Raw genomic sequence first — 16,287 nt, 5'->3', positions numbered from 1 at the left:
GGTCAAGCCAGCTTTCTTTCGATAAGGTCATAAAAATTCTGGAGGGTATGGATGTTCACAAAATCCTCACCGGTCAACTTGACTCCAAAATTGCTCTCGACCGCAACCACAAGGTCTACAAAATCAAGACTGTCAAGATCAAGGGCATCCTTTAGATTGGCGTCGGGCACTAATGCTTCTTCGGCTACCTCGAAATCATCGATGAGGAATTCATCTACCTTTTCAACTATATTTTCCTTGGTCATCACCATATTTTCATCCGTATTTTGTTGAACCTGTCTTAGCTGGCCCAAGCTTTGTTCTTTTTCACCAGTTCTGCGTTAAAAAATGATTCCGTAACTACGGCTATGTACTAATTTTTTTGCCTCTACCCGGCAAAAAATACTAGAGGCTTAACGGCCACGACAGATCTAACACAACACTAGCATTTTTTGACTATTAAGGCTGAATTCGTTCCGCCGAAGCCGAAGGAATTGGACAAAAATACATCAAATTTTTTATTTAGGGTTTTCTTAACAAGGTTAAGTTTTTCGGAGTCCTCGTCTGGATTTTCCAAGTTGATATTAGGGGCAATAAAATCGTTTTGCATCATGAGCACCGAATAAATGACCTCACTTGCGCCCGCCATCCAACATTCGTGACCTGTCATCGATTTTGTAGAGCTAACATAGGGACTGTTAGTTCCAAAAACGGCATGTATGGCCTTTGCCTCGTTGGCGTCACCGACCGGGGTCGAAGTGGCATGCGCATTTACGTAGGCGATGTTGGAAGCCGCTAGATTGGCATCATCCAATGCGCGTTTCATGGCCCTGGTCGGCCCTTCGACATTGGGTGTCGATATGTGGTCGCCGTTCGATGAAAAGCCATATCCGACAATCTCTCCCAAAATAGGCGCGCCACGTCCCATGGCCGATTCGTAACTTTCGATGATCAAACTCGCACCGCCACCGCTGGGCACCAATCCGTTTCGATCTCTGTCGAAAGGTCTGGATGCTTTTTTTGGATATTCCGTATTCGTCGCAAAAACGCCCAATCCATCAAAAGTACCCATCGCCATGGGGTTTATTTCTTGAGCTCCGCCTGCAATTATGCAATCTTGTAATCCACTTTTAATCAAATGATAGGCGAGCCCAATCGAATGTGAACCGCTTGCACACGCAGCACTTACGGTTAGATTAATGCCACGAAGCTTGAAAATCGTGGAAAGGTTCATGGTTACCGTAGAATTCATCGCCTTAAAAATCGCGCCTGATCCCACTAAAGTGGTATCCTTCTTTTCGCGCATCGTATCGACCGATTCTACAGTAGATTTGGCGGTGCTGTCGTTACCGTAAAGAATCCCGACTTCATTGTTTTCTAAGAAATCTTGGTCGATCTGGGCATTTTTTAAGGCCTCGATAGTAGCCATATAGGCGTATTGGGCCTCTTCGCCCATACTTATACGCTGTCTTCTGGACAATAGCGATTTGAGTTCCGGGGTGTCGACCATGCCCGTAATAGGAGATCGAAAACCAAAAGCATCGCGTACGGAATCATAAACGATGCCAGAGCGGCCCTCGTATAGCGATGTTTTGACCTCATCGAGATTTTTCCCGATGCAGGAATAGATGCCCATACCTGTGATTACTACTCGCCTCATTCTTTTGGGGTGGTTATACTTGATTTTCTAATGTACTAAAATTAGAAATTCTAACGAAGTTTTAGCTTGAAAATTGTCCGTGTTCAGGAAAGGAGTGTTTTTTAGTATCTTATATCTATAGAAGCCTTTTCCCTTTTGGGCGGGAACTTTTCGTCTATCTGCTAAGAATAAATGCCTCCGTTGATGTTGATAATGTCACCCGTGATATATCCGGACTTTTCAGAAGCTAAAAAAGAAACTAAATGGGCCACTTCTTCGGCAGTACCGAACCGATTGGCGGGAATCATTTTCTTCAGTTCCTTTTCGTCCAGATCCTGGGTCATATCCGTGGAAATGAAACCTGGGGCCACGGCGTTGACCGTAACATTTCTTTTGGCCACTTCCTGCGCCAAGGCTTTGGTCGCACCGATTACGGCGCCCTTGGCAGCGGAATAGTTGGTTTGACCGGGCGTACCTTTTAATCCGGATACGGAAACCATGTTGATGATCCGGCCGTATTTGTTCACCAACAGTTTTTGAATCAGATGATTCGTGACATTGAAAAACCCGTTGAGGCTTGTATCGATGACTTTGGACCAATCTTCCGCTTTCATCCACATGAACATTCCGTCTTGGGTGATGCCCGCGTTGTTTACGATGACCTCGATAATGGCATTGGGGTTGGCTTCATGCCATGTATCCAAAGTGGATTTTACGTTTTCCGCGTCTGTCACATTAAAGGGCATAAGTTCGCCATGACCTCCGGCCTCTTCGACCGATTTCAGGGTTTCTTTCGCGGCTGTCTTGTTGCTATAATAATTAATGAGGATGTTGTATTCGGAATCCTTCGCCAACTGAATGCAGATTGCTCTTCCAATACCGCGCGATCCGCCCGTTACCAACGCGAATTTTTGCTTTACCGCTTTTTTGTCCTGCATATACTGAAAATATAAAATCTTGGGAAACCGTAAAATACCCAAAAAACTTCTTTCTACTTTACCGTTTCAAAAGGTTCTACGTTCTCAAACCAAGTATCCCCGAGCAATTTCCCGTTCTTGTCCAGAAACCCCCATCCTTTTTTGGTCTTTACGCGGGCAATACCGTTTATAAAGCCCTTCTCGTTTTTTCCGGCCAAAAATGCGAATCCGGCCGTAATATCGTAATCCATGGGGATGACCAACTTTCCGGAGGTGTCAATAAAGCCCCAGTCCTTGTCCTTTACGGGGGCCATCCCGTCCGAAAATACTTCCGCATCGCGGAATTGCGGTTCGATGACCATTTCACCTTTCTCGTTGATAAAACCCCAAGTCTTACCGTTCGCGACAGGGGCCAACCCATCCGAAAATGCTCTCGCTTTATCAAATTGGGGTTCGATGACCCATTTTCCGCTGCTATCTACAAATCCTATCTTTTTGTCCCGTTCGGCATAGGTCAATTTGGAGTCCCCATGAAATGTCCAAACATTTGTTGCGCCGTCAATGGCATTGAAACTACCGTCATGGATGATACCGTACACACCGCCTTTTTTTCCATAAACGCCATTTGGAGACCACGCGTTGTCGATATCTTCATATTCTGTGGGAATAATTTCTTTTCCATTCATGTCGATCATGCCCCATAATTCTCCTTTTTCAACTTTTGCGTGACCATTTTTGACATCCTTGATGGCATCATAGGTAGGTTCCAAAACGAGTTTCCCGTCCGTTCCCAAAAGGCCTATTTTATCGCCGTTCCTAAAAAAGGCGACCCCTTCCTCAAAATCATATAATTTATCGGTGGTAGTGGGAATTTCAAGTACTTGCCCCTTTTTGTCAATGTATTGCCATTGGTCATCCTTTAAAACCAAGGCATATCCCGAATTAAAATACTTGACCTTATCGTATTGGGGTTCGATGGCCCATTTTCCGGAAGCGTCTATAAAGCCCCACATTTTATCCTGCTCGGCCGCGGCAAGGCCATCGGAAAACGATTTGGCATCGTTGAATTTAGGTTCGATCACATATTTCCCGGCTTTGTCGATATAGCCAAAATTGCCACCTGCCCGAACCAAGGCCAATTCTTGGGCGAAGAGGGTAGAAGAAGTCAGAAGTAGCGTGAAAAGTAAAGTGTACGTTGTTTTCATTTGGATTGATTTTAAGTTTTTAAAGCATATAGAAATGTCTATTTTCCGTATTCTTTTTTTAAACATTCTTATGGTTAGTGATAAAATCCTTCACCTGGTTGACATACGGATACATAATTTCGTCTTCTTTGAACGGCGGAACGATTTTACGAACGGCGTCGTACATGCTTTTGGTTTTCGAGGAAACCTTATCCTGTACCTCCAGATATTCTATGGCCTGTACCACGGTAATCATCTCTATCGCGATAACCTCGTAGGCGTTTTCAATGACCTTTTTAGTGATTAGGGCGGCATTGGTGCCCATGCTCACAATGTCTTGGTTGTCGTTATTGTTGGGGATGCTGTGCACGTACATCGGATTGCTGAGCATCTGGTTTTCCGCGGTCGTCGAGGTGGCCGTGAACTGTACGCCCTGCATTCCAAAATTTAATCCCAAGGTACCCAAATTTACGAAAGGGGGAAGAATATCGTTCAATTTATGATTTAAAAGATAGTTCAATTGCCTTTCGGCCAGCATGCTCATTTTGGTCACGACGATTTTTAGCTTGTCCATTTCGAGGGATACATAGTCCCCATGAAAATTGCCGCCGTGGTAGACGTTCTTTCGTTCTACATCGACGATAGGGTTATCGTTCGCAGAATTGACCTCATCGATCAGCACACGTTCGACCTCGTTTAGGGTGTCGAGTATCGGCCCGAGTATTTGGGGCACACAGCGAATGGAATAATATTCCTGCACTTTTTCCTCGAAGACCGAAACCCCGTTGTTATCGGTATACAGATGGTGTTCGCGCTTACGGGTCAGGGTACTATCATGTAAATGGCTGCGCATCGATCTTGCGATTTCACGCTGGCCTTTATGCTTTTTGGTCTGGTTCAGGTTTTCGGAAAGGTGGTCGTCATAAGCCTGCATGATTTCGTTGATGGCCGATGAGCAGGCAATCATCCATTCCAGCAAACGCCGGGTGTAAATGGTGTTTACCATACCTATTCCCGTCATGACCGAAGTGCCGTTGATAAGGCCTAGGCCTTCGCGTAATTTAACGGCTATGGGTTGGATGCCTTCCTCCTTAAACACCTCCAGAGTAGGCCTTCGCTCTCCTTTATAAAAAACTTCGCCTTCGCCGATCAGTACAAGGGCGAGATGGGCCAATTGTACGAGATCACCGCTTGCGCCTACCCCGCCGTGCTCGTAGATCAAAGGGGTAATGTCTTTATTGATCAAGGCCGTCATGGTCTCGATGACCGAGGTATGTACGCCCGAATTACCTAAACTAAGGGTATTCAAACGCGCCAACATGGCGGCCTTTACGTATTTCGGTGGAATCGGGTTTCCCATACCGGAAGCATGGCTTCGAATAAGGTTGTACTGCAGTTGGATTGTCTCGGAATCCTTGATCTTGTACTGCGCCATGGGTCCAAAGCCCGTGTTTACGCCATAAATGACCTTGTTTTTTGAGAAATCCTTCAGAAAATCGAAACTTTCTTGCACGGTCTTTATAGTTTTCGGGTCAATGGTAATCGACTGTCCCTCAAAAATGGTATCGTAAAAATCCTGTATTCCTAATTTTCCCTTAATGGTCGGCATCTGCAGTTGGTTGAATTCCTGTCGTGTTGAGAACGGAGGGCAAAAGTAGCGATTTTGATATGTAAATTTATAACAATTAGGCCATGATTATTGTATTTTTACTTTGAATTTCAACCAGATACCTGAATTTTCTCCGAAAAGTAAGTAGTATGAAAAACCAACAAGTAGATGTATTGATTATCGGGGCAGGGCCTTCGGGAGCCGTATCCGCAGCCTATCTTCACAAACACGGACTTCAGGTCAAGGTCGTGGAAAAGAGTAAGTTCCCAAGGTTTGTGATTGGGGAAAGTCTTTTACCCCGCTGCATGGAACATTTTGAGGAAGTCGGACTTTTAGAGGCCCTCAAGGCACAAAATTTCGAGGTCAAGGGAGGCGCCCGATTTATGCGCGGAGATAAAATCTGTAATTTCGACTTCAGTAAGAAGTATACGGCAGGATGGGATTGGACGTGGCAAGTACCGCGGGCGGATTTTGACAAGACCTTGACGGATACTTTAACGGGATGGGGCGTAGATGTAGCTTTTGAACAGGAAGTCGTTGCCGTGGAGTTCAACGGAAGTGATTCCACCACTACTATTATGGATGCCGAGGGACAGCTATCTACCGTATCTGCCAAATACATTGTCGATTCCAGCGGTCACGGCAGGGTACTACCACGTTTGTTAGATTTGGATGCGCCTTCCGAAATTCCCAAACACTCTTCTATTTTTACCCATGTCAAAGATGGAAAACGTCCGGAAGGTCGCGAGGGCACACTAATTACCTTCGATATCGTAAGTCGCGAAACCTGGCTTTGGGTCATTCCATTTTCCAACGGATATACCAGTATCGGTTATGTTGGCCCCACCGAATATCTCGAATCCTTCGAGGGCGACAATACCCAAAAACTTCATGAAATGATGAAGTTGTCCGATTATTATTTCGATCGTTTCGAAGGCATCGACTACGAATTTGAGCCGAAAATGATCAAGAACATCGCCAAATCCGTAAAGCAGCTCTATGGAGACGGTTATGTACTGACCGGAAACAGCGCCGAGTTTTTAGATCCCGTGTTTTCGTCCGGCGTGACCTTTGCCACCGAGTCTTCTTTAGTGGCCGCTAAATTAATAGCCCGGCAATTGAACGGCGAAACGGTCGATTGGGAAAACGATTATGCCACACATATGAAAGAGGGTGTGAAGGTTTTTTCCACCTATGTAAAAGAATGGTACTCGGGAAATCTGCAGACCATCTTTTTCGACAGTAACGAAAACCCGGTCATCAAGGCGCAGATCTGTGCAGTGCTGGCCGGCTATGTTTGGGACCGGACGAATCCGTTTGTAAAGAACCATCACCGTTTGGTGAAGACCGTGGCGCGGGTCGCGGAGCTGGAACGGGGGCTTTGAAGCTTGTCACTGCTAGGAAGCTTGAAGTCGGTTGAATTTAATGGGGCAAAAGAGGACGCGGCAATCCGCTGAACCCACTTACAAGAGTCGAACAGATTACCGCATCGCCATAAACATTCAATTTACTAGGAATAGTTAAGATTCCTAACAATGAAAGGTTGGTTACAATGCTTTCTTTTCCAAGTCTTTGGCAAAGGTTTTGGCCAACTTTGCATAACATTCAGAAATACGATATCCTGAATCGTAATCATAGCCCATGGCGCCACTACCCTGCACATCTTTATAACTGCCTGAAAACAAAACGTTGGATTCATCGGCCGTTTTAAAAACGGTAATGGTAGCATCGATTTCGGCATTATGTCGCACGATTCCCACATTGTATCCGGGATACAGTTTTGTGGTATGTATTTTCATGGTATAATCGGCTTCCTCTTCTTGAACTTGTACAGCGGAGTCGTCAAATCGTTTGTTAAAGGATTCGATGAATTTCGGATGATATCTTTCGGGGCGATCATCGAACCACGATTTTTTGAACCGCTCGCCATCTCCGGCCTCCTTTTCTTCGCGTTTATCCATTTTATCTTTCAAAAAAGCCTCTTCATTATCGAATTTCGGAATCTGTACATCCGTATAATCGAATTCCATCTTATATACTTTTATGTCTTTTAAACGTTTTATATCGCCTTCTTCCTCAATTAATTTTTGCCCGAAAGCTGTGGTCGCTACAAGCAATAGCAGGGTCAGTGTTGCCAAGTTTTTCATGTTAGTTTTTTTTAGGATTATGTATTTTTTAAATTTAATGAAACTGAAGTAGATTAGGTTAACAAAACCTAATCGTCAATAGCCGAAAAAACCATTTGTCTAAACTTCCACCCCGTTTCATCCGAAACATCGCCTTGGGTCTGTTTCATCAAGACACCGATTACCTGCTCTTTCGGATCGGCAAAGTATTGGGTGTTGAAATAACCGCCCCAATCGAAAGTGCCCATACTTCCCTTTCCGCCAGAATCCTGTCCGTTTTGGTTGACTACCCCGAAAGCGAGTCCGTAATATTCCAGGCCGCCACCGAAAAGGTCCCCGGTTTGGTTGCCCATAATGCTCTGTACGGTCGTTCTGCTGAGGATTCGTTTTCCGTTCAGTTCACCGTTGTTGAGGTACATCTGCAAAAAGGTCGCATAATCTTTCGCTGTACTTGAAAGTCCCGCACCCCCGGAGAAAAAGCGTTTGGCCCCCTTGATGGGATAGTCGGTATCGTAAAAAGTTTCAGGGTATGTCTTCCATTTCCCATCTTCAATTTCCTGAACCGCTACCAATCTATCCTGTTTTTCCTTTGGAAGGTAAAACCAAGTATCGTTCATGCCGAGCGGTTGAAAAATGCGGGTCCGTAAGAACTGGTCGAATGGTAGGCCAGAGATCACTTCGACGAAATGGCCGAGTACATCTAAGCCTTCACTGTAGACAAACGCATCTCCAGGATTGTGGTGCAGGGGCAATTTCGCCAGTTTCTTGACGCTTTCCGCAATAGTTATGTCCTCGGTCGTAAACAGATCGGTAATACCTGCTTTAGCATAGATTTTCTGAAACCGTTGGTCGCCATCGATGACCCCGTATCCCAATCCGGAAGTATGGGTAATCAGATCTCGGATGGTAATTTGGTCCTTTGCCGGGTTTGCGGTGTAAGTGGAATCGGCTTCGTTGAAAGTGTCGAGAATTTGCGCCTTTCCAAATTCGGGAATGTACTTTGAAATGGGGTCGTCCAATTGAAACTTTCCTTCCTCCCAAAGCATCATAACCGCAGTCGAGGTAATAGCTTTGGTCTGGGAAGCTATTCTAAAGATGGCATCCTTTTTCATCTCCTTTTTTACCATGTTGTCTGCCATGCCATAAGCGTTATAGAATATAATTTTTCCGTTGCGGGCTATGAGCGCTACCGCACCTGGCACCTGATCTTCGGCTATGGCTTTCTTGAGCATGGCATCGATTTTAGAGAGGCGTTCGGGCGACATACCCACATTCTCCGGAGAGCCTTCGGAAAGCGGGGGAGAGGTTTGGGTAGATTTTGATTGGGCATGTAGGGTTAGCGTTAGGAGGGCCAGAAAGAGGACTGGAATCGTTTTTTTCATGATTTTACTTTTGAATAAAATTACGGGATTTTAAGATCCAAAGGCAAAGAAAGTATTGTAATCTAGTGAAGAACAATTGCATATTATTTAAATCCGTTTAAAAATAGATGTCTTTGGCAGCCCGAAAGGTATTGGCATGGGCATCAACGATAGTTTTGATATCGGGGGAATAGCCGCCGCCCATACTGCATTGCACCGGAATCTCGAGTTTATAGCAGGTTTCGAGCACAAATTCGTCCCTCTCACGGCATCCCTCGGCGGTCAAGGCCAGTGTTCCTAATTTATCGGATGCAAGCACGTCTACCCCACAGAGATAAAAGATGAAATCGGGTTTTTCAGCGGATATCAATTCAGGAAGGGTTTTCTTGAGAAGGGCTAAGTACGTTGCGTCCCCTGTACCCTTTTCCAAGGAAATATCAAGGTCCGACTTTTCTTTTTTAAAGGGATAGTTGCCCGCCCCGTGCATCGAAAAGGTAAATACGGATGCATCGTTTTGAAAGATTTGCGCCGTACCGTTGCCCTGGTGCACATCAAGATCTACGATTACTATTTTTTTTGCCAAATTCTTAGCTTGAAGATAGCGTGCCCCAATGGCCTGGTCGTTCAACATGCAAAATGCCTCCCCACGATCGGTGTAGGCATGGTGGGTGCCGCCGGCGATGTTCATGGCAACCCCATGTTCCAAAGCGAATTCACATCCTTTCATCGTGCCATCGGCTATGATACGTTCGCGTTGCACTAAATCTTCGGTCAACGGGAATCCGATTTTCCGGGCTTCCTTGGGTGGAATATTGATGTTCAGCAAATCGTAGAAATACTCCGGATCATGAACCGCTAAAATGTACTTGTCATTGGGAATCTCGGGCTCGAAAAAATTGTCGGTCGAACACGTGCCCTCGTGCATTAACTGTTTTGGCAACAGGTCATATTTCAGCATCGGAAAGCGATGGCCTTCGGGCAAAGGATGTTTGTAAATGGGATGGAAGGCGATTTTAAGCATATAAGACCATTTCATTGTGATTCTCCAGGGAGGACGGGAATCTTTTGAATTTCATTCCCTTTCGAGTGGCCTACAGAGCTACTTCTTCTGTAAGGCCAATTGAATCCGTTTTCTTGGAATATCGACGGATATCACTTTCACCATAATTTGTTGATGTAGATGTACATGCTCGTTGACGTCTTTGACAAAACTATCCGATAGATTGGAAACATGGATCAAACCACTTTCCTTGATACCAATATCTACGAAGCATCCAAAATTGGTAATGTTGTTCACGATACCCGGAAGCACTTGCCCATCCCGCACATCGGAAATGCTCCGAATATTTTGGTCAAAGGCGAACACTTTAGCTTTTTGGCGGCGATCGAGTCCGGGTTTTTCTAGTTCTTCGACAATGTCGTTAAGGGTCGGGATGCCCACGGTTTCCGTACGGTATGTATCCAAATCTATTTGTTGCAGCTCATTTTTATTTCCTATTAAATCGGATATCGTTATTCCGATGTCCCTGGCCATTTGAGTGACGATGCTATAACTCTCCGGATGTACGGCGGAATCGTCTAAAGGATGCTTCCCGTTTTTTATCCTAAGAAAACCAGCGCCTTGTTCAAAGGCTTTTTCTCCCAAACGGGGTACGTTCTTGATACTTGACCTATCCGCAAAAGCGCCATTCTCGGTCCTATAGGTTACAATATTATCCGCCAATTTCGTGCCGATACCCGACACATAGCTTAACAACGAAACGCTGGCCGTGTTGATATTGACACCGACGGAGTTGACACAGCTTTCGACCGCGCTATCCAATGAAGTTTGTAATTTGCTTTGGTCTACATCGTGCTGATATTGGCCCACTCCGATAGATTTGGCATCTATTTTCACCAATTCCGCCAAGGGGTCGGCCAAGCGTCGTCCGATTGAAACAGCACCTCGAACGGTAACGTCGTAATTCGGGAATTCGTCCCGCGCGATTTTAGAGGCGGAGTATATCGAAGCCCCGGCCTCGCTCACGACAAATACCTCGACGGGATTCTTAAAATGGACCCGCTTGACCAACCGCTCGGTTTCCCTGGAAGCCGTTCCGTTACCGATGGCAATGGCCTCGATCTTATAGGCATCACAGAGCGAGCTGATCTTTTTGATGGCCTCCGTACTTTTGTTCTGGGGCGCATGCGGATAAATGGTCTCATTATGTTCCAAGGCGCCTTGGGCACTCAAGCAAACGACCTTGCAGCCGGTTCTAAAGCCAGGATCAATGGCCAAAATGCGTTTTTCGCCTAACGGAGCCCCTAAAAGCAGTTGCTGCAGGTTTTTGGAAAACACTTCGATAGCCCCGTCATCCGCCTTTTCTTTGGCTGCTTTCAGTATTTCGTTGGATAAGGATGGAAAGAGCAACCGCTTGTAGGCATCCTCTAACGCCAAACGCACATACGGCGTACAAGAAGTATTCGATGTTATGATTCGGCCCGCTATTTTGGATAGGATGTATTCGTCGTCGATTTCAATCTTGACCCGAATAAAACCTTCGTTCTCCGCCCGGAGTATCGCCAATAGGCGATGCGACGGACAACGTTTTAAGGCCTCGCTCCAATCAAAGTAATCCCGGTATTTTTGTGCCTTGTCCTCTTCCTTTTTTGAGGAGATGACCTTGGTGGTCAGCATCCCCGAACGTTCTAGCTGATTGCGGATGTGGTTCCTTACCGAAATCCGCTCGTTGAGCCATTCGGAAATGATATGTCGCGCACCTTCCAAGGCTTCTTCTTCGTTTTGTACCTGTTTGTTCACATATTGGGAAGCTACGGAACCGATGTTAGTATGGTTCTGGACCATGATAATTTTTGCCAAAGGTTCCAATCCGTTTTTTCGGGCCGTTTCCGCTTTGGTCTTGCGTTTTTTCTTGAAGGGCAGGTAGAGGTCTTCAAGGTTCGTCAGATTTTCGGAGCTTTTAATTTTTTGGCGGAGCTCATCCGTAAGGGCATCTTGTTCCCCGATAGCCTTTATGACGGTCGATTTTCGTTTTTCCAAGGCTTCGAATTCAGCTTTGAACTTTACAATATTTCCAATTTGGACTTCATCGAGATGGCCTGTTTTCTCTTTTCGGTAGCGGGAAATGAAAGGTACGGTACAATCTTGATCAAGGAGTTCGACCGTGTTTTGAATACTTTTTTGCGGGAGCCGCGTGTTTTTTAATAGGTAGGATTGTAGGTTCATAAGGTATTTTTTCTAACACTTCTTTACCTCGCTGGTACGCTCCATTTTCCATGGTAGGGAGGGCAAGGGGAAGTTTCAGGATTTGCGAAATGCAAATATAATGTATCGAGTTTGCATGTCAGACATCGGAGCCCAGCACAACAGCCAAAGGTTTTGTTTTCGGGAAGTGAAAGGGCGGATTGCCGGTATTTATTTTGTTGGCAATTCTTTGGGGCCTTTTTTTGTGCGATCTTTCAAAGTTAGCTTATCGCCAAACCATTCCCGACCCCATCTTCATCAGGGTTCAGAAAAACCAGTTTCCCCTCTGTATTCTCGGTCATTAAAATCATGCCTTCACTCTCCACACCACGCAAGGCACGTGGAGCGAGATTAACCAAAACAGTTACCTTTTTACCCATAATTTCTTCTGCAGAATAACTCTCTGCAATTCCCGAAACGATGGTACGGGTATCGAGTCCTGTATCGACTTTCAAAACCATTAATTTCTTGGTCTTGGCCATTTTTTCGGCTTCGACGATGGTGCCGACCCGCATATCGAGTTTGGTGAAATCGTCAAAGGTGATGGTGTCTTTCTGTGGCATAGGATTGTTGATTTCCTCGGATGCGTTTTGGTTGGATTTTTTTGTGGACTCTAATTTTTCAAGCTGCTTTTGAATTTCTTCATCCTCGACTTTTCGAAAAAGGAGTTCGGCATTGTTGAGTTGGTGGCTGGGGGGCAACAAGATTTCATTTATGCCTACATGTTTCCATTGTATCTCCACTTCGCCTGTGTTTATCGAGGTCTCGACTGAGCCAGTGCCGAGCGCCGCCGAGGTGCTCGACCTGACCTTTAAGATTTTTTTCAATTTTCTAGAAGTAAACGGTAAAAATGGCTCGCTCAAAACGGCCAATCCCGCAGCAATCTGAAGCGCAACGAACATGATAGTCTTGACGCGCCCTTCATCTTCTTTGACCACTTTCCACGGCTCTTCATCGGCGAGGTATTTATTGCCCAAGCGGGCGAGGTTCATCAATTCTTGACTGGCTTCTCGAAAGCGGTAGCGGTCGATGGAACTGGAAATGGTTTCGGGATAGTTTCGAAGGGTTTCCAAAGTTTCTTGGTCGACTTTGGTGAAATCGGAAGGTTCCGGCACTACGCCATCGTAATATTTATGGGTCAGAACGGCTACGCGATTGATAAAATTCCCGAATATGGCGACTAGCTCGTTATTGTTTCGGGCCTGAAAATCCTTCCAAGTAAAATCGTTGTCCTTGGTTTCTGGGGCGTTTGCGGTAAGGGTATAGCGCAGCACATCCTGCATATCGGGGAATTCTTCCAAATACTCGTGTAACCATACTGCCCAGTTCTTAGAAGTTGAGAGTTTGTTGCCTTCAAGATTCAGGAACTCGTTGGCGGGCACGTTATCCGCAAGGATAAAATCGCCATGGGCCTTTAAGATCGATGGGAAGATGATACAGTGGAAAACAATGTTATCCTTTCCTATAAAATGAACGAGCTTGGTACCTTCATCTTTCCAATACGGCTCCCAATCCCTGCCTTCGCGATCGGCCCATTCCTTGGTAGAGGAAATATATCCGATCGGAGCATCGAACCAGACGTAAAGTACCTTGCCCTCGGCACCTTCTACAGGTACGGGAATGCCCCAATCGAGGTCTCGGGTCACGGCGCGAGGCTCGAGTCCGCCATCGATCCAGCTTTTGCATTGGCCGTAGACATTGGGTTTCCAATCGTTTTTATGACCTTCTAGAATGTATTTCCGTAAAAAACCTTCGTATCTATCCAAGGGCAGGAACCAGTGTTTGGTCTCCTTCGTGGTCGGCACGCTTCCGGTTATCGTCGATTTCGGATTGATGAGGTCGGTTGCATTAAGTGAAGACCCGCAGTTTTCACATTGGTCGCCATAGGCTTCCTCATGGCCGCATTTGGGGCAGATGCCCGTGACGAAGCGGTCGGCCAAAAACTGCTGGGCCTCTTCGTCATAGAGTTGGGCGGTCGTTTCTTCTATAAAATCATCCTGTTCATATAGCTTTTTAAAAAAATCGGATGCGGTCTTGTGATGAATTTCTGCCGAGGTTCGGGAATAATTGTCGAAGGTAATCCCAAAATCGGCAAAGGACTTTTTAATGATGCTGTGATATTTGTCGATAATTTGCTTGGGAGAAACGCCCTCCTTTTTGGCTTTCATCGAAATCGCGACCCCATGTTCGTCGCTACCACAAACAAAAAGTACGTCTTTGCCGGTCAAGCGTAGATAACGGGCATAAATATCGGCGGGGACGTAGACCCCTGCCAAATGCCCAATATGAATGGGGCCATTGGTGTAGGGCAATGCTGCAGTAAGGGTATACCGTTGGGGATATTCTTGGTTCTCGGCCATCAAAATTGAAATTAGGCCGTAAAAATACTATTTTTTACGGGTCAGGCCATCATTACCGATCCTTGTTCACCTATCCCATCAGGATCGACTTACCCATAGCGCTCTAACATCTTTGCCAATCGTTTTGTATTCGGCCTATGAAACCATCACCGATTTGCTGCTTTTATGCTGCTGCACTTGAATGCGGTAAATGTACTTGCCCGGTGCTAGATGCCCTGGCATGCTTTCCATTATGTTAATTTCGTTGGGGCCTTCGCTCATTATAGCGTTTTTGACCGTGCCTACCCGCTGGCCCAGAATATTGAACAGTTCAATATCGACATGTGCGGTAACCGGCATTTCCAAATAGATGTGCGGGGTTTGCGCGGTGGGATAAAAGGGTTTATGCACCATGCTGTTCAACTGCTCGGTATTCGGTATCACAGGCTGCTCGGCTTCTGCATTGGGCTGATCGGGAAAGGTAGGGGCGTCATCGCTGTAGGCGATATCCGGAAAATCGGTACCACTACAATTGAATCCCAAATTTACAGGAGCGTACGGATGATCTAATAAATGCTGTTCTACTAAGGGAATAGGCACACAGAGCCATTCCGCTAGAACGGTGGCATAGAGGTCCCTGAAATCCATAGTATATTCCAGATTACCGCGACCATCGGGGTTGTCCAATGTCGGATGTTCTCCCACAAAGGCGCTGCCTTCCAAACCTTTTCCGAAAAATAGGGTTGGGGCGGCCTTTCCATGATCCGTTCCTTTCGAGCCGTTCTCGAAAATACGTCTTCCAAACTCTGAAAAGGTCATGCTCAATACTTTCCCGTCTTGCTGGGTGTAGCCCAAATCTTCGTAAAAGTTATCGATGGCGATAGAGAGGTTACTCATCAAGCGCTCGTGGGCCAATGGCTGGTTGCCATGTGTGTCGAAGCCTCCCATGGATATCATATAGACTTTGGTGCCCAGATTGCCTTTGATCAAGCGGGCCAAAAGGGCCAACTGACGGGCAAATCCGTTTTTTTGGTACTCGACCTGGTTTTGGCCGCGCGACCATGCCTCGTGGATGACTCCCGAATATTCGTAGGTCGTATTGGCAACGCCCCTCAAAAATTTTAGCTGGTCACCGTACATACAATCCCCGAACAAGTTTTCTTCAAGTCCGTATACAACACCTGATTCTGCAATCTCTTTGAGCTGTTCGACGTTGGAGCTTACAAAGGCGTAGTTGGTTTCCTCGCCTTCGAATACTAGACTTCCGAACTGACCGATCTGTATGGCTGCCGGAGATGCGGGGGGATTGATTAAATAATCGGGATAGCATTGTTCGAAATGCCTACCCATCCATCCCGTGTTCAATCCGCTGAATCCCGTTGAGGTCAGATCGGTGTTGGCAAAAACATCGGAACCTGTAAAATGGGAAAGGCTTTGCCCTTCATAGCCGACACCGTGTACCGCCTTGAACTGGCCGTCGCCCCACATCGGCTCCAAGGCTTTCATATAAGAAGGTACCCCGAATTTATCGGTCAGTTTCAACACTTTACTCTCGGGAATGTAAATATTGGGGCGCGCATTGGCATACGCATCATATTGTTCGATGGGGATGACGGTGCTCAAACCATCGTTACCACCCGACAGGCGAATCAGTATCAATATTTTATCGGTTTCGGAATCCGCAATGGCCGCGGTCAAAGGCGATGGTGCCGAAGCGGTCAGAAAACTGCTGCCCAGCATCATCGAACCCGAACCCGCAATGCCCAAGGCCTGCAAAAAGGAGCGTCGGTTCCAGGTTTTGTGTTCCAGGTCATGGGCTTCGTGTTCGAGGCCTTTGTGAGGGCTGCTAGTTTTATGGGTGCTACTATTGTGGGTATCGCACATGGTCG

The 16,287-nt window shown here is 46.2% G+C and carries 12 protein-coding genes; 1 reads left to right on the top strand and 11 read right to left on the bottom strand.

All coding sequences use genetic code 11. From position 1 onward, the window contains the following. Window positions 1-2: 2 nt before the first annotated feature. The 5 genes from BLT07_RS01160 to BLT07_RS01140 form a co-directional block, all read right to left on the bottom strand. The gene (locus BLT07_RS01160) at window positions 3-245 is read right to left on the bottom strand and encodes a phosphopantetheine-binding protein (RefSeq protein WP_091865585.1); all 243 of its coding nucleotides are present in this window, start codon (window positions 243-245) and stop codon (window positions 3-5) included. 176 nt (window positions 246-421) lie between these two features. Further along, complete coding sequence (locus BLT07_RS01155; protein ID WP_091864883.1) at window positions 422-1,639, bottom strand: beta-ketoacyl-[acyl-carrier-protein] synthase family protein; 1,218 nt, start codon at window positions 1,637-1,639, stop codon at window positions 422-424. A 161-nt stretch (window positions 1,640-1,800) separates the two neighbouring features. Beyond that, complete coding sequence (gene fabG, locus BLT07_RS01150; protein ID WP_091865582.1) at window positions 1,801-2,556, bottom strand: flexirubin biosynthesis SDR family reductase FlxB; 756 nt, start codon at window positions 2,554-2,556, stop codon at window positions 1,801-1,803. A gap of 53 nt (window positions 2,557-2,609) precedes the next feature. Then, window positions 2,610-3,740, bottom strand: a complete 1,131-nt coding sequence (locus BLT07_RS01145; protein WP_091864881.1) for a WG repeat-containing protein — start codon at window positions 3,738-3,740, stop codon at window positions 2,610-2,612. Window positions 3,741-3,798: 58 nt separating this feature from the next. Beyond that, a complete protein-coding gene (locus tag BLT07_RS01140; protein WP_091864879.1) occupies window positions 3,799-5,328 on the bottom strand; it encodes a flexirubin biosynthesis tyrosine ammonia-lyase FlxA in 1,530 nt (509 codons plus the stop codon). Window positions 5,329-5,477: 149 nt separating this feature from the next. Here BLT07_RS01140 and BLT07_RS01135 point away from each other — a divergent pair, with 149 nt between their 5' ends. Beyond that, window positions 5,478-6,713 carry an NAD(P)/FAD-dependent oxidoreductase gene (locus tag BLT07_RS01135; protein ID WP_091864877.1) on the top strand — a complete coding sequence of 412 codons (1,236 nt, stop codon included), beginning with the start codon at window positions 5,478-5,480 and terminating at the stop codon, window positions 6,711-6,713. 162 nt (window positions 6,714-6,875) lie between these two features. On the opposite strand, the gene BLT07_RS01130 is transcribed toward BLT07_RS01135, so the two are convergent. The 6 genes from BLT07_RS01130 to BLT07_RS01105 all read right to left on the bottom strand — a co-directional run bounded on the left by BLT07_RS01130 (window position 6,876) and on the right by BLT07_RS01105 (window position 16,282). Further along, complete coding sequence (locus BLT07_RS01130) at window positions 6,876-7,475, bottom strand: hypothetical protein (RefSeq protein ID WP_091864875.1); 600 nt, start codon at window positions 7,473-7,475, stop codon at window positions 6,876-6,878. A gap of 68 nt (window positions 7,476-7,543) precedes the next feature. Further along, window positions 7,544-8,836: a serine hydrolase domain-containing protein gene (locus BLT07_RS01125; protein WP_091864873.1), complete on the bottom strand. Its 1,293-nt coding sequence runs from the start codon at window positions 8,834-8,836 to the stop codon at window positions 7,544-7,546. Window positions 8,837-8,933: 97 nt separating this feature from the next. Next, window positions 8,934-9,836 carry a histone deacetylase family protein gene (locus BLT07_RS01120; RefSeq protein ID WP_091865579.1) on the bottom strand — a complete coding sequence of 301 codons (903 nt, stop codon included), beginning with the start codon at window positions 9,834-9,836 and terminating at the stop codon, window positions 8,934-8,936. A 78-nt stretch (window positions 9,837-9,914) separates the two neighbouring features. Beyond that, window positions 9,915-12,041, bottom strand: coding sequence for a Tex family protein (locus BLT07_RS01115; RefSeq protein ID WP_091864872.1), 2,127 nt, complete (start codon window positions 12,039-12,041; stop codon window positions 9,915-9,917). A 239-nt stretch (window positions 12,042-12,280) separates the two neighbouring features. Further along, window positions 12,281-14,419 (bottom strand): methionine--tRNA ligase, encoded by a 2,139-nt coding sequence (gene metG / locus BLT07_RS01110; RefSeq protein WP_091864870.1) that lies wholly within the window; start codon window positions 14,417-14,419, stop codon window positions 12,281-12,283. A 135-nt stretch (window positions 14,420-14,554) separates the two neighbouring features. Continuing rightward, window positions 14,555-16,282, bottom strand: coding sequence for a DUF1501 domain-containing protein (locus BLT07_RS01105; RefSeq protein ID WP_091864868.1), 1,728 nt, complete (start codon window positions 16,280-16,282; stop codon window positions 14,555-14,557). Window positions 16,283-16,287 lie beyond the last annotated feature (5 nt).

The sequence above is a fragment of the Pricia antarctica genome (assembly GCF_900101815.1).
In the GTDB taxonomy this organism is placed as follows: Bacteria; Bacteroidota; Bacteroidia; order Flavobacteriales; family Flavobacteriaceae; genus Pricia; species Pricia antarctica.
The sequence above is the reverse complement of the archived record's forward strand: the minus strand, read 5'-3'. Positions and strand labels throughout refer to the sequence as shown.